General features: G+C 67.6%; 14 protein-coding genes. 5 read left to right on the top strand and 9 right to left on the bottom strand.

Features of this window, described 5'->3' with window-relative positions; all coding sequences use genetic code 11:
* Positions 1-35: 35 nt before the first annotated feature.
* Entirely contained in the window at positions 36-1,676 is a 1,641-nt protein-coding gene (purH, locus tag ALTAJ2_RS17640) for a bifunctional phosphoribosylaminoimidazolecarboxamide formyltransferase/IMP cyclohydrolase (RefSeq protein ID WP_007107955.1), read from the bottom strand.
* A gap of 177 nt (positions 1,677-1,853) precedes the next feature.
* Between purH and purB the strand changes: the two genes are divergently transcribed.
* Positions 1,854-3,239 carry an adenylosuccinate lyase gene (gene purB / locus ALTAJ2_RS17645; RefSeq protein ID WP_007107956.1) on the top strand — a complete coding sequence of 462 codons (1,386 nt, stop codon included), beginning with the start codon at positions 1,854-1,856 and terminating at the stop codon, positions 3,237-3,239.
* A 74-nt stretch (positions 3,240-3,313) separates the two neighbouring features.
* Positions 3,314-4,093 (top strand): CPBP family intramembrane glutamic endopeptidase, encoded by a 780-nt coding sequence (locus tag ALTAJ2_RS17650; RefSeq protein ID WP_007107957.1) that lies wholly within the window; start codon positions 3,314-3,316, stop codon positions 4,091-4,093.
* Positions 4,094-4,146: 53 nt separating this feature from the next.
* On the opposite strand, the gene ALTAJ2_RS17655 is transcribed toward ALTAJ2_RS17650, so the two are convergent.
* From ALTAJ2_RS17655 to lysA, 4 genes are all read right to left on the bottom strand, one after another.
* The gene (locus ALTAJ2_RS17655) at positions 4,147-5,052 is read right to left on the bottom strand and encodes a hypothetical protein (protein ID WP_007107958.1); all 906 of its coding nucleotides are present in this window, start codon (positions 5,050-5,052) and stop codon (positions 4,147-4,149) included.
* Between the two features lie 157 nt (positions 5,053-5,209).
* Positions 5,210-6,349, bottom strand: a complete 1,140-nt coding sequence (locus ALTAJ2_RS17660) for a M20 family metallopeptidase (protein WP_007107959.1) — start codon at positions 6,347-6,349, stop codon at positions 5,210-5,212.
* Positions 6,350-6,360: 11 nt separating this feature from the next.
* A complete protein-coding gene (gene dapF / locus ALTAJ2_RS17665) occupies positions 6,361-7,191 on the bottom strand; it encodes a diaminopimelate epimerase (RefSeq protein WP_007107960.1) in 831 nt (276 codons plus the stop codon).
* A 4-nt stretch (positions 7,192-7,195) separates the two neighbouring features.
* Entirely contained in the window at positions 7,196-8,536 is a 1,341-nt protein-coding gene (gene lysA, locus ALTAJ2_RS17670) for a diaminopimelate decarboxylase (RefSeq protein ID WP_007107961.1), read from the bottom strand.
* Positions 8,537-8,706: 170 nt separating this feature from the next.
* Here lysA and ALTAJ2_RS17675 point away from each other — a divergent pair, with 170 nt between their 5' ends.
* Positions 8,707-9,477 carry a hypothetical protein gene (locus tag ALTAJ2_RS17675; protein WP_049899748.1) on the top strand — a complete coding sequence of 257 codons (771 nt, stop codon included), beginning with the start codon at positions 8,707-8,709 and terminating at the stop codon, positions 9,475-9,477.
* A gap of 10 nt (positions 9,478-9,487) precedes the next feature.
* Here the strand turns inward: ALTAJ2_RS17675 and ALTAJ2_RS17680 are convergent, their stop codons facing one another.
* From ALTAJ2_RS17680 to dapA, 3 genes are read right to left on the bottom strand one after another with little or no spacing between them, the layout of a single operon-like run.
* The gene (locus tag ALTAJ2_RS17680; protein ID WP_007107963.1) at positions 9,488-10,324 is read right to left on the bottom strand and encodes a 2,3,4,5-tetrahydropyridine-2,6-dicarboxylate N-succinyltransferase; all 837 of its coding nucleotides are present in this window, start codon (positions 10,322-10,324) and stop codon (positions 9,488-9,490) included.
* On the bottom strand, positions 10,321-11,088 hold the full coding sequence (dapB, locus tag ALTAJ2_RS17685; protein ID WP_007107964.1) for a 4-hydroxy-tetrahydrodipicolinate reductase: 768 nt from the start codon (positions 11,086-11,088) through the stop codon (positions 10,321-10,323). The genes ALTAJ2_RS17680 and dapB overlap by 4 nt, the downstream gene beginning before the upstream one ends.
* Complete coding sequence (gene dapA, locus ALTAJ2_RS17690; RefSeq protein WP_007107965.1) at positions 11,085-12,011, bottom strand: 4-hydroxy-tetrahydrodipicolinate synthase; 927 nt, start codon at positions 12,009-12,011, stop codon at positions 11,085-11,087. Before dapA ends, dapB begins: the two co-directional genes overlap by 4 nt.
* Before the next feature lie 342 nt (positions 12,012-12,353).
* On the opposite strand from dapA, the gene ALTAJ2_RS17695 reads away from it, so the two are divergent.
* On the top strand, positions 12,354-13,178 hold the full coding sequence (locus ALTAJ2_RS17695; protein WP_007107966.1) for a M48 family metallopeptidase: 825 nt from the start codon (positions 12,354-12,356) through the stop codon (positions 13,176-13,178).
* Between the two features lie 74 nt (positions 13,179-13,252).
* Positions 13,253-13,750, top strand: a complete 498-nt coding sequence (locus ALTAJ2_RS17700) for a LabA-like NYN domain-containing protein (RefSeq protein WP_007107967.1) — start codon at positions 13,253-13,255, stop codon at positions 13,748-13,750.
* A gap of 45 nt (positions 13,751-13,795) precedes the next feature.
* Here the strand turns inward: ALTAJ2_RS17700 and ALTAJ2_RS17705 are convergent, their stop codons facing one another.
* Positions 13,796-13,984 carry a hypothetical protein gene (locus tag ALTAJ2_RS17705; RefSeq protein ID WP_007107968.1) on the bottom strand — a complete coding sequence of 63 codons (189 nt, stop codon included), beginning with the start codon at positions 13,982-13,984 and terminating at the stop codon, positions 13,796-13,798.
* Positions 13,985-14,063: the final 79 nt, after the last annotated feature.

A 14,063-nucleotide genomic window follows, 5' to 3' on the forward strand; every position in this document is an offset into this window, starting at 1 on the left:
GTGCCGCCGAAACGTCGGGTACGCCGTCGCTTCGTTCAGTCGTGTCTGAACGACCGCTGGCCGGTAAACGCCATCGCCATGCCGTGTTCGTCCGCGGCCTCGATCACGTCCTCGTCGTTGACCGAGCCACCCGGTTGGATCACCGCTTCGATGCCCGCCTCGGCGGCCTCCTCGATCCCGTCCGGGAACGGGAAGAAGGCGTCCGAGGCCATGACCGCGCCCTCGGCGTCCTTGCCCTCGGCGTGCTCGTCGGCTTTCATCGCCGCCAGTCGGACCGCGTCGACGCGGGAGACCTGCCCCATGCCGATGCCGACCGTCTCCGTGCCGTCGGCGAAGCAGATGCCGTTTGATTTGACGTGTTTGAGGGTCTGCCACGCGAAGACCATCGTCTCGAGTTCCGCGTCGGTCGGGTCGCGCTCGGTGACGATCTCGAGGTCGGCGGCCGAGATCGACTGCAGATCCCGTTCCTGGACGAGTCGTCCGCCGACGAGGGGCTTCTCCGTGAAGCGTTCGGTACGCGTCTCGTTCAGGTCGCCGACATCGAGGACGCGGAGGTTGTCCTTCTCGAAGAGGACCTCGAGCGCGGCGTCGGTGTAGCCGGGCGCGACGACGACTTCCTTGAACGAGTCGACGATCTGCTCGGCGGTCGCGGCGTCACACTCGCGATTCAGCGCGACGATGCCGCCGAAGGCGCTCATCGGGTCCGTCGAGAGGGCGTTCTCGTAGGCCTCGGAGAGCGAGTCGGCGGTCGCACAGCCCGCCGGATTGGTGTGTTTGATGACCGCCGCGGCGGGCTCGTCGAACTCCTTGATCAGATCGAGCGCGCCATCGGCGTCGTTGTAGTTGTTGTACGACAGCGCCTTCGCGCCCTCGTTCAACTGGTCGGCGTGGACGACGCTGGCCTCGTCGCAGGTGTAGTCGGTGTAGACCGCGGCGTCCTGATGGGGGTTTTCGCCGTAGCGCAGCGTCTCCGCGCGATCGTCGGAGACCAGCCGTCGCGCCGGGAGGCCGTCGTGGTCGTCTCCCTCGGCGGTCGCAACGTCGGCGTCGACCGATACCTCGCCTGCCGCGAGGTCTACCTCCATCGCACCCTCCGCGAACCACTTCACGGCTCGCGGGTAGGCGCGGAACTCGCACTCGTAGAGCACGCGATCCTTCAGCGTCTCCTCGTCGTCGCCCTCGTAGACCGGGATCGGTTCCTGCGTGACGATCGGACCGGCGTCGACTTGTTCCTCGACGACCGCCCCGTCCTCGTCGGTCGCGTCCGTGACCACGTGGACCGTACAGCCCGTCACCGAGACGCCGGCCTCGAGCGCGTCGCCCCAGGCGTCCATGCCGGGGAACGACGGCAACAGTGCGGGGTGGACGTTCAGCGTCGTCGGCATCTCGTCGAGGAAGGTATTCGAGAGGATTCGCATGTAGCCGTCCAGACAGACGAGGTCGAACTCGTAGTCGGACAGCGCCTCGAGCACTGCCTCCTCGTGCTCGCGGCGGCTCAGTTCGTCGGCGAGCGGGACGACCTCGGTCGGGATGTCGCGCTCGGCGGCGGCCTCGAGCACCGGCGCGTCCGGGTCGGTCGTCAGGACGACGGCGAACTCGGCTCCGCCCGGCTCGCGGTCGGCGATGTTCAACAGGTTGCGCCCTCGGTTGCCGGCCATCCCGGCGATTCGCGTCATGGTCTAGTCCGCACCCGCGAGCGGCAAAGTGGTTGCGGTCTCGAGCGCCGACATATGCACACTTGTGCATTATTACGGCCACATTAGCCATTGGCCGTGCGGAGGTATGCACGCTCGTGGTCTCGAACGGGTCACGGTATCGATACGCTTTTGCGACGGCCCGGACCAACGGCCAGTATGACCGAGACCGACGCCCTGTACGCCGTCTCGCCGCTGGACGGCCGGTACGACGGCCGGACCGCACCGCTGTCGCCGTACGCGAGCGAGGCCGCGCTCATGCGCGCCCGCGTTCGCGTCGAAGTCGAGTACCTGATCGCGCTGGCGGAACTCGAGGCGACGCCGCTCGAACTCGATCTCGACGATCGCAACCACCTGCGGGGCCTCTACCAGCACTTCGCCGAGGAGGACGCCCAGTTGATCAAGAAACTCGAGACGGAGGGGCACGCCGAGTTCGAGGCGACGAACCACGACGTCAAGGCCGTCGAATACTTCGTCCGGCTCCGACTTCCCGAAGGCAGCGACGCCTCGCCGTGGATCCACTTCGGGCTGACCAGCGAGGACGTGAACAACCTCGCCCACCGGCTGCTCGTCCGCGATGCAGTCGACGAGGTGCTTTTGCCACAGCTGTACGACGTGCGGGACACCCTCGCCGACATGGCACGTGACTACCGCGCGCTCCCGATGCTCGCGCGCACCCACGGCCAGCCTGCCACGCCGACTACCTTCGGCAAGGAGATGGCCGTCTACGCCGCGCGACTGGGTCGGGCGACCGGTCACATTCGGCGGGCGACCGACGACCTCCGAGGGAAGCTCGGCGGCGCGTCGGGCACCTACGCGGCCCACGTCGCAGCGTATCCGGACGTCGACTGGCCGGCGTTCGCGCGGGAGTTCGTCACGGGCTTGGGCCTCGAGTTCGAGCCGCTGACGACGCAGGTCAATCCCTGTGACGACCTCGCGGCGCTGTTCGACGCCGTCCGCGGGGCCAACACCGTCTTGCTCGACCTCGATCTGGATATGTGGCTCTACGTCTCCGACCGCTATCTGGGCCAGGAGGCCGTCGAAGGCGAAACCGGCTCCTCGACGATGCCCCACAAGGTCAACCCGATCGACTTCGAGAACAGCGAGGGCAACCTCTCGAAGGCCAACTCGGATCTCACCTTCCTCGCGGACTACGTCACCACCTCCCGGCTCCAGCGCGACCTCTCGGACTCGACGGTCAAGCGCAACATCGGCGGGGCCTTCGCCCACTGCCTGATCGGCTACGGCAAGACCGCTGCGGGCCTCTCGAAGGTCGTCCCCAACGAGCAGGTCATGCGCGACGAGCTCGCGGACACGCCCGAGATCATCGGCGAGGCCGTCCAGACCATCCTCCGGCGCGAGGGACAGGCAGACGCCTACGAGCGCGTCAAGGCCGTTACCCGCGGGAAAGACGTTACCCTCGCGGACTTCCGCGAACTGTTCGACGACCTCGACGTCGACACGAACGTCCGCGAGGAACTGACGGCGTTGACGCCGGCGGACTACACCGGCGTCGCGGGCGCGCTGGTCGACGACCTCGAGTAGGGTCGCCGCGACGCCAGTCGCCAGTGCCCCGACGTGTCAGTACCTATTTTTGTGTCTCCCGGCAACGTGATCGTGTGTCCTCGAGCCAACGGAGTCAGCGGATCGGGTCGCGGGTCAAGCGCGGTGGCCGGGCGATCGGCGTCTGTCTCGCGGTCGGGTTGCTGGGTTATCTCAGCGGCACGGCCGCGGGAATCGGTACGATCGGTCACCTCTCCCTTCTGGGGTACAGCACGGAAACGGTCGACGAAATCGGGCTCTCGGTGGCGTTCAACGTCGTCGGGGCGGGTGGGACCGCCGTGTCGTATCTGATCGTCCGCCGGCACGGGTTCGATCGGGAGTTCATCGTCGACTTCCTCCGGCTTCGGCGACCGACCCGCTGGGACCTCGGCTGGGTGGTCGTCGGCCTCGTCGGCGCGTTCGTTGCGGTCGTCGGCTACCAGCAGGTCGTCGACCTGATCGAACCGCTCGGCGGCAGCGAGGGGACGACCCACTCCGGGATCGAGGCCGGCCGGGAGTATCCGGTCCTGTTCCTCCTCGGGATTCCGCTCGCGGTCCTGTTGACGGGGCCGGGCGAGGAACTCCTGTTCCGGGGCATCCTCCAGTCGCGGCTCAGAGAGACGTTCCCGACGGCGGTCGCGGTGGTGCTGACCGGGCTCGTCTTCGGCGCAGTTCACCTGCCGGTCTACATAGGTTCGGAACCCAGCGCAGTCGTCGTCAGCCTCGGGACGGTAACGACGCTGGGTCTGTACTTCGGGGTCCTCTACGAGTGCAGCGGGACGCTGCTCGTTCCCGCGCTGATCCACGGCTGCTTCAACGCGACCGTCTATCTCACGAACTATCTGACCTACGCGTGACCGATCCTTCGGCGGGGCGGGAAACGCGTGGCTGCACCGCTGCCGCCGATCGATCAGTTCGCGTCATTCCGGCGCTCGCCGCCACGACCGTCCCGCGACGCCTCCTCAGTGCCTCGATGCTCGTCTGCCGCTGGGTTACCGGCCTCGAGATCCGTCTCACCGTTCTCGAGCCCCCACGCTGCGTCCCCGCAGTGGCCGGCTTCTCCGCTCGATCGAGTCCCGGACACGGCCGGGATCGAGTTCGCGTCCCCGTCGTCGTCGGTGGGGTCGCTCGAGGCACGCCGTTCCGACCGGTCCCGTTCCGACGGCGCTGCCGACCGAGCCGCCGTCCGGCGATCGGTGCGAGCGTCGGTCGACGCCCCGAGCAACGGCTCGCCGCGCCACGCCTCGGTCCCGTAATTGACGATCGCACCGCTGCCGACGCTCGCCACCGCGATCGTCGCGATCGTGCCGGCGATCGGGACGAGTTGGCTGCCACCGAGCGCAAGGAGTCCGATGCCGAGCGCCCGCCACGCCGACGGCGCTCCCGATCCGAGCCGGTCGCCGAGCCGATCGCCGACGGCGACGGTGCCGACGCAGCCGCCACCGAGCAACAACGCGACACACGCGAGCAGTCCCGGCGTGGCCACGATCAGGCCGACCGCGATCAACCCCGAGTGCTCGAGCGACGTGCCGACGAACAGCGGCAGTCCGGAACAGACGAGCAAGCCGAAGAGGGCGACGAACCCGACGGCGAACGTCGTGTCCGGCTCGGTAACGATGTCGTCACGAAGCCCGCGCATCGCTTTCGGCGCCCCGATCAACAGGACGGCCGCGGCGACGACGGTGATCGCCATCCAGGCGAGCGTAACGGACGCCGCTTGCGAGAGCGGCGATCCGACGAACGCGTTCGACGCGCTCGCCGGCGTCGCAATGCCAGTACGTACCGGTCCGGAGAGTGCGGCGACAGTGGGGACCACGGTTCGTCTCGAGACAGACGTGAGACCGGTAAAAAAGTGCGGTCGATCGGCCAGGAATCGTGCGCGAGGACGGGTCGTTGCTCGCCGGTATCGTCAGCGCGGAGGAAACGGATACGAGCCGGATCGAGTCTCGGCTGCAGCCGCCAGGCGGAGACCGTTATCCGATCAGTTCGGTCACCGTGGCCTCGAGCGCCCGCGCCGCTTCGCGGACGGCTTCGACGCGGACGTACTCGCGCGGGGCGTGTGCGACGGCTCCCTCGTCGTCGGCGAGGACGCCGGGTCCGAAGACGACCGTCGGGGCCGCGGACGCGAAGTAGGAGGCCTCCGTCGCCGCGGTGAACGGACGCACCGCGCCGCCGGCGGCATCCGCGAGGACGTCGACGACCGCCGCGTCGGGGTCGGTCTCCCACGCCTCGAGAAACGGCGTCGGTCGGTCGGTAAACCGGAACGCGAGGCCCACGTCGTCGGGGACGGCGGCCCGCAGGTGGGCGGTCAGCGACGCGTGGAAGTCGTCGGCCGTCTCCGGCGGCACGCTCCGGCGGTCGACCGTCAGCGCGCACTCGGCGGGCACCTGATTGGTCGCCTCGCCGCCCTCGACGACGGTCGGCGTCAGCGTCGCCGCGCCGAGTTGCGGGTGGGTCGGCGGCGCGTCGTCGCGCTCGCCGAACGTCCGGATCGCCGCGAGGACGGACTCGAGGGCGGCGACCGCATTGCTCCCGGTGTCGGGTTCGGCGGCGTGGGCGTTGGCACCGGAGAGGTGGATCGTGCCCTGAAACCGTCCCTTCGCGGCCGTACAGACGTCGAGGTCGGTGGGCTCGCCGACGATCACCGCGTCGGCGTCCCGCGTGGGCGGCTGCTCGCTCGAGACGAGCGCGTGGGCCCCCGTCGAAAGGACCTCCTCGTCGGGCGTGACCGCGAGCGTGACGCGGCCGGCGGTCGGTTCGACCGCGAAGAACGCCGAGAGCAACGCTGCGAGCGGCCCCTTCGCGTCACAGGAGCCGCGGCCGCGAACGACCGGGGCACCGTCGGCGTCCGGAGCGTCCGCGTCGCGGTCGAAGGGGACGTGCGGCGAGACCGTATCGATGTGGGTATTCAAAACGACGTGGGTCTCGGCGTCCTCGAGCGCTCGGCCGCGGTTCGCCAGGACGTTCCCGGCGTCGTCGACGCGGGGCTCGATCCCCCGGTCGGCGAGCGTCTCGCAGAGGAACTCCCGCATCGGGCCGACGTTCTCGTGGGAAGCGTGCTGGACGGCGGTCTCGAGGAAGTCGATCGGATCGAACGCGTCGGCGCTCCCCATATCAGCGTCCGTCACGGCTCGACCGGGGATTCGACGGCCACTTCGCCGTCGAACTCGTGTTCGACGGGGCCGGCGAGCGTCGGCCGCCCGCGGTCGTTGAAGCTCACCTGCAGGTCGCCGCCCGGCGGGCTGACGGCGACCGGATCGGCGTCGGTGAGACCGAGACGACGCGCCGCGACGGCGATGGCGACCGCACCGGTACCACAGGAGTCGGTCTCGCCCTCGACGCCGCGCTCGTAGGTTCGCTGGCGGAACCCGCCCGAACCGTCCGGACTGGCCACGCAGACGTTCGTCCCCTTCGGAAAGACGTCGGCGTAGCGAACCGGCGGCGCAATCGTCTCGAGATCGACATCGTCGACGTCGTCGACGAAGCTCACCGCGTGGGGGACGCCGGTGTTGACGGCCGAGACCTCGAGCCCCTCGATCTCCTCCCGGAGGACCGGTTCGTCGGCGTCGACCGGCACCTCGTCGGGAACGAACGTGAGTTCGGTCATCTCGACGACGATGGCCTCGCCGTCGCGCTCGGCGCGCAGGGTTCCCGCTTGGGTATCGATCATCACGCTGTCGGTGCCCGTCCGATCCATCGCCCACTCGGCGGCACAGCGAGCGCCGTTGCCGCACATGGGTGCCGTCGCGCCGTCGGGCTGGACCAGCGTCATCACGACGCGTGGCGGGTTGAACTGCTCCTCGAGTGCGAGAAAGAGGATGCCGTCGGCACCGACGCCGTCGGTCCGGTCGCACTCGCGTTCGGCGAGCGCGCCCCGATCGGGGACGTGTTCGTCCGCGTGGATAATTAGAAAGTCGTTGCCGGTGCCGTGGTACTTCTGGAATGGGATACTCATCGTGCTATCGGTCGCGTTCGTTGTCGGTGTCGGTCGCTCGGTCGTGGTCGGTCTTTCGGTCCGCGCTCGAGGAGCGAAGTGCCTCGCGCTCCGGTCGCGTCACGTCGGCGATCGTCTCGCGGCGGCGCGCGAGTCGCACGTCGCCGTCGTCGAGGACGACCGACGCGGGTCGGGGTCGGGTGTTGTACTGGGACGCCATCTCGTAGCCGTAGGCCCCCGCGTTGCCGATCGCGAGGCGATCCCCGCGTTCGCTGTCCGGGAGGTCACGGGCAGTACAGAAAACGTCGCCGCTCTCGCAGATGGGGCCGGCGACGGTCTGGGGGCTCCGTTCACGGGAGGAGCCACGCTCGTTCGCGTCGGCGGTCAGGTTCCGGATCGGATGGTACGCGTCGTACATCGCCGGCCGGAGTAACGTCGTCAGCCCCGCGTCGACGCCGGTGACGGTCGTCTCGCGGGCAGCCTTGACCGTGTTCACCGTCGTGAGGAGCACGCCCGCGTCCGCGACGAAGTAGCGGCCGGGTTCGATCGTCAACGCCGCGTCGACCTTGCCGAGCGCGTCCCGCGTCGCGTCCGCGACCGACTCGAGGTTTAACGGGTCCTCGTCCTCGCGATAGGGCACGCCGAAGCCGCCGCCGATGTCGACGAACTCGAGGCCGCCGACGGCCCCTGCGGCGTCCCGGGCGAGATCCCCCATCCGCGCGACGAACTCCCGGTGAGCGTCGCGTTGCTCGCTGGAAACGCCGGAGCCGACGTGGGCGTGAACGCCGACGACGTCGAAGCCGCGACCGGCGGCGTCTTCGAGTACGTCGACCGCACGCTCGGCGGGGACGCCGAACTTCGCCGCTGCGCCCGTCCGTACCTTCTCGTGGTGGCCGGCATCGATGCCGGGGTTGACTCGCAGACAGAGCCGCCCGTCGTACCCCCGATCGGCCAGTCGATCGATCGTGTCCACGGAGCCGGCGGTGACCGTCAGGTCGGGGTGCTCCGCCCAGGCGTCGACGATCCAGTCGAGATCGCCCGCGGGCGGGTTAACCGCCGTATAGTGTATCTCGGAGCCGGGCGCACCCGCCGCGAGCGCGCGCTGTACTTCGCCGGCGGAGGCACACTCGAGGCCGGCGCCCTCCTCGTACAGCGTCGACAGCACGTCGCCCAGCGCGTTCGCCTTCACCGCGTAGAGAACGTCGGCGTCGGGAAAGGCGGCCTCGAGCCGCCGGTAATTCTGGCGGACGCGCTCGAGGTCGAGGACGTACAGCGGCGAGCCGTACTCCGCGGCGAGCGGTTGCAGTTCGGCCGCGTCCCACTCGGAGAGGCGGCGGACGGGTGGTGACCCCCCAACGTCAGTCATTATCGTGCTCACGTGGCCGTGCGGATTCAACGTTTGGGTTTCGTTCGTCTTTGCTGGTCGCCGTCGCCGCCGGGAACGGCGACCAGCGGACGAAACACCGCTATCGCCGGCCGGCAACTCAGCCCGTCGACACTCAACTATTATTTCGCCGTGTTGAGAAGTTAGGTTCGATGCCCTCCAACCGCCGCTTGACACCGGCCCGTCGTGACCTCGTTTTGATCGTCGTCGCGCTCGGGCTACTCACTGCACCGGTATGGGTCACGCAACTACCGGTCGGCGGACCGGTCTATCAGTACGAGCGCGCCGAAGTGACGACCAACGGAACGGCTATCGAATACCCAACGGCGACCGAATCTATCTCCGGCCCCATCAGCGACGAAATCGCCTGTTCGGACTCCTTGGAGGCCCGTCCCTGCGCGCTCGAGCGGGTCGTTCTCGATAACACGACTGTCCCCACGGGAATCTACGCCAGCAATCCGGGCGACACGCGGCCACCCATCGACGAACGTTACCGATACGTCCGGATCGACGGCGCCGTATACGAGCCGACGTACGTTGCCAACCGTTCGGCACAGCGGGAAGACGGCATGTATCGCGTCGAGTTGGCTCTGGAGCGGACCGAGCCCGATCAGGCGCTGGAAGCCGTGAGCCGCCACGTGACAGCGGACGACCTGTCGCCAACCGTCATCGAAGCCGCACGGGACGGCGGCGCTCGAGCACACGGCGAGGTAGACGTCCCGGAAACGCCGATCCAACTCAAGAACGGGACGCACTACCGCGTGTATCTGGCCGGACATGACGACGCGTCGACAGTGTCACGCGGCGTCGATCTCGTGCTGACGTACCTCGCGCCGCTGGCGGGGCTCTGGCTACTTATCAGCCTCTCGCGGCGGCTCGAAGTGAGCCACGCGAGCGACGACGGGCGTCGCGACCGGCCCTGACGCGGAACAGTTACTCCCGCAGCGCGTCCTCGCGCTCGGTCGCCTCGAGCGTTTCCGTCTCGAGGTCGGTGGCGACGACGGCGGGCTTGTACGCGCCGCCCTCGAAGAGGTCGTGGTCGCTGATCGAGGACTCGACGAAGCGGGTGAAGGCCCGCCGGTCGGCGGGCAGTTCCCCGTAGAGGACCTCCTCCTCGACGAGGTCGTAGACCGGAATGCGCGGCGTCAGGAGCGTGTTCTCGCCGACGACGCTGTTCTCGCCGACGACGAAACCGCTGGTGACCCGACAACCTGCACCCAGTGACACGTTGTCCTCGACGATGACTGGCGCGTCTTCGACCGGCTCTAAGACGCCGCCGATGAGCGTGTTCGCGCCGAGTTTGACGTTGTCGCCGATCTGAGCACAGGAGCCCACCGTATCGCAGGAGTCGACGAGGGTGCCGTCGCCGACGCGAGCGCCGATGTTGACGAAGGCGGGGCTCATCAGGATGCAGTCCGAGCCGATGTTCGCGCCGCGGCGGACGACGGTCCCGTCGGGCGTGTTCCGGCTCCCGCGGTCGCCGTACTCGCTCGCGTCCGCAAGCGGTAGCACGTCGTTGTACGTGGTTCCGCCGTGGTCGTACTGCTGGATCTCCCGAAGGCCGAAATTCAGTAGGATACCCTGTTTGACCCACTTGTTTGCCTCCCACTCGCCGCCCCGTTTCTCGGCGGCGCGGACCTCGCCGGACTCGAGGGCGTCGAGGAAGGCCTCGAGCGTCGCGTACGCGTCTTCGCCGGCGCTCTCGGCGTTGACATCGCCGTTTTGCTTGCGCTCCCACAGCTCGCCGATTTCGGTTTCGAGTGCGCTCATTCGCTGATCACGTCTGCGAAGTCGTACCACCCTGCCTTCTGTCCGGCGATCCAGACCGCCGCGTCGACCGCGCCCGCGGCGAAGACGCCGCGATCCTCGGCGCGGTGCGTGAGCCGTACCTCCTCGTGGTTGCCCGCGAGGACGATCTCGTGTTCGCCCGTGATATCACCCGCCCGCAGCGCGTGGATGCCGATCTCGCCCGTCTCCCGTGGAGCCTCGCCCTCGCGGCCGTGCGTGCGACCGCCGAAGTCGCCGTTTGCCTCGATCTCCTCGAGCAGACGGTTCGCGGTCCCGCTCGGGGCATCGCGCTTCGCGTTGTGGTGGGTCTCGACGAGTTCCACGTCGTAGCCGGGCAGGTTCCGGACGGCCTCGCCGACGACGTTGACCAGCGCCTGGACTCCCCGGGCAAAGTTCGGCGCGTGGAGGACGGCGGTGTCTTCGCTGGCCACCTCGAGCGCCTCGTACCCCTCATCGTCGAAGCCGGTCGTCCCGGTGACGAACGCGACGCCGGCGTCGGCACAGGCCGCGACGTAGTCGGCGGCCGACTCCGGCCCGGTGAAATCGATCACGACGGTCGGCTCCCGATCGGTGACCAGCGATTCGAACTCGGCTGCGGGCTCGATCTCGACGCCGTCGACGGTCCCCCCGGCGGGCTCCCGGTTGACGGCAAAGACGACCTCGCAGTCCTCGCGGCCCGTCGCCGCGGCGATCACTTCCCGGCCCATGCGGCCGGTCGCGCCGGTGACGCCGATTCGCGTCGTCATCGCTCACCCTCCGCCGCGTCGGCGAGTTCCGTCGTATCGCGCTCGAGATCGGCGAGTACTGCCTCGAGGTCCTCGCGGTACTCCGCTGCCAGTCGGGTGAGCGGCGACCGCATGCGAGCGGGACCGTAGCCGCGGATTCGCATGGCCTCCTTGACCGGGATCGGGTTGGTCTCGACGAAGAGTTCGCGGAAGAGCGGCCCGAGTTCGTGGTGGATCGCTCGAGCGCGGGCGTAGTCGCCGTCGAGCGCCGCACCGACCATCGCGCACGTGCGCTCGGGCTCGATGTTCGCCGCGACGCTGATCGTCCCGGTTCCGCCGACGGAGATCGTCGGGAGGGTGAGCGCGTCGTCGCCCGAGAGGACGGCGAACGCCTCGTCGGCCGTTCGCTCGGCGATCTCGCCGATCTGGCCCAGATCGCCGCTGGCGGCCTTGAACCCCGCGATGGTGTCGTGGCTCGCGAGTTCGACGACGGTGTCGGGCTCGATGTTCCGCCCCGTCCGCGAGGGCACGTTGTAGACGATCTGTGGCAGGTCGACGGCGTCCGCGACCGTTCGGTAGTGCTCGAGCAGTCCGCGTTGCTCGGGCTTGTTGTAGTACGGCGAGATGAGCAACAGGCCGTCGGCACCCGCGTCGGCGGCGCGTTCGGAGAGTTCGAGCGCCTCGCGCGTATTGTTCGATCCCGTCCCGGCGATGACGGGGACGTCGTCGACGGCCTCGATGACCGCCTCGACGACCTGTACGTGTTCGTCGTGGGTCAGGGTCGCCGACTCGCCGGTCGAGCCGACGGGAACGAGTCCGTCGACGCCCGCGGCCTCGAGGCGCTGGGCATCGGTCCGCAGTGTTTCGAAGTCGATTCGGTCCGCGTCGTCGAAGGGCGTACACATCGCCGGGAAGACGCCCGAAAGGTCGAGAGTTGAACTCATGTGTCGTGTGGTCTCTTGGGTCGCGTTGCCAGCACGATCGGCGGCGTATCGGTGCCGATCGGCGGGTGGTTACTGGAATCGATCGTGCGCGGTCGAATCGTCCCCGAGACGGGTTGCCAGCCCGCAACGAGCACACCTACGCACGTTTACGTTTGAGAAAACGAGGGCGGATGCCACTCACGACGGAACCGGCGATCGGGTGAGCGGCGAGACGCATGTACGGTGGACTGGCCCGATCCGACTTATTAGTTGTGTCTTTATCCCGACCGGTCCCCGATAATGTGGAGTGGCTAACAATCGGAGTCCGCGTAATTTATGCCGAGTCGGTACTTACAGTCATCTATGACGGATTTCGGATTGAAAGTGCGAATGGCGATCGTCGGCTCGATCCTGTTCGCGTTCTACATGCTCGTCGGAGCCTTCGGCCTGGCGATGTTCGGCTTCGGCGCGTGGCCCTTCGTTCTCCTGGGACTTCTCGTGTTGCCGGTCATCCAGTACAAGATCGGGACGTGGTCCGCGACCAGACGGGCCGAACCGATGCCCGAAGACGGCCAGTATCAGGATATCCATCGGACAGTTGACTCGCTCTGTCGGGATATGGGCATCAAAAAGCCCAAACTGATGGTCATGGATATGGGTGTCCCCAACGCCTTCGCGACCGGTCGGAAAGGTAACGGCGTCGTCGTCGTCTCGACGGAACTCATCCGCCTCCTCCAGCGCGACGAACTCGAGGGCGTGATCGCCCACGAACTCGCCCATATCAAAAACCGCGACGTCGTCGCCATGGTGTTGGGTAGTTCCATCGCCATGATGGTCGGCTGGGTCGCCTACATGGTCTACATGATGGGCGACGAGCGCAACGTCGGGAGTTTCATCGTCGGAATGGTCATCTCGAACATCGCCCAGATGCTCGTGATGGTCTTCGTACTGGCCATTTCGCGGTACCGCGAGTACGTCGCCGATGAGGACGCCCGCCGGTACATCGGCAGCGGCGACCCGCTGGCCCGCGCCCTCGAGAAGATCTCACAGGGAGCGCAGGGTCGCGAATCACAGGTCGACGACAGCGTCAGCGCGCTGTGTATCTTCAATTCGGAGAAGGGGCTCTTGCAGACGCTGTTCGCGACGCACCCGCCGACCGAAAAGCGCATTCGGAAACTCCGAAGCTAAGCGCCGCCCCCAGGGGCGGGTCTCGGCGGATCGAACGCCGCGATTTTTTATAGCCGCCCGCGACATGCTAGTATATGACTGAAATTCATCCCGGTCAGCGCGTCGCCGTCCTCGTCGATGCGCAGAACCTCTATCATACTGCACAGAGCCTCCACAGCCGGAATATCGACTACTCCGCGCTGCTCGAGAAGGCCGTTCAGGACCGGCAACTCACGCGCGCGATCGCCTACGTCATCCGCGCCGACTCGCCGGAGGAAGAGAGCTTCTTCGAGGCCCTGATGGATATCGGTTTCGAGCCGAAGATCAAGGCCATCAAGACCTTCGCGGACGGTTCCAAGAAGGCCGACTGGGACGTCGGAATGAGCCTGGACGCGGTCACGCTCGCGAATCACGTGGACACGATCGTTCTCTGTACGGGCGACGGCGACTTCTCGCGGCTGTGCTCGCACCTGCGCCACGAGGGCGTCCGCGTGGAAGTCATGGCCTTCGAGTCCTCGACGGCCGAGGAACTCATCGAGGCCTCCGATTCGTTCCTCGATCTCGGCGATCGCCACGAGACGTTCCTGCTCTGAGGGCACTGCGGCTACCGACCCGCGTATCGGGCAGTGGACGCCGAGTCACCGGGTACTCGAATACGGTGGCCGGCGCTGCCAGAGGCCGATCACCAGTGCGTACGCCGTGACGAGCAGGGTCGCGCCCGTCAAGAGATAGACGAACGGCCCCGTGACGAGCGTCGCGGGGCCGGCGAGCGTCAGGGAACCGATGACGAGTAGGGTGACCCCGAGCCCGATTTGCGTGACGTCCATGCGATAGCGGACCTACCGTATCGGTTCGTATAAGCGTCACCATTCTCTCCCAGGTGGGGGACCGTTATTTGGCGGGATA

The sequence above is a fragment of the Natrinema altunense genome (assembly GCF_000731985.1).
GTDB classification, from domain to species: domain Archaea; phylum Halobacteriota; class Halobacteria; order Halobacteriales; family Natrialbaceae; genus Natrinema; species Natrinema altunense.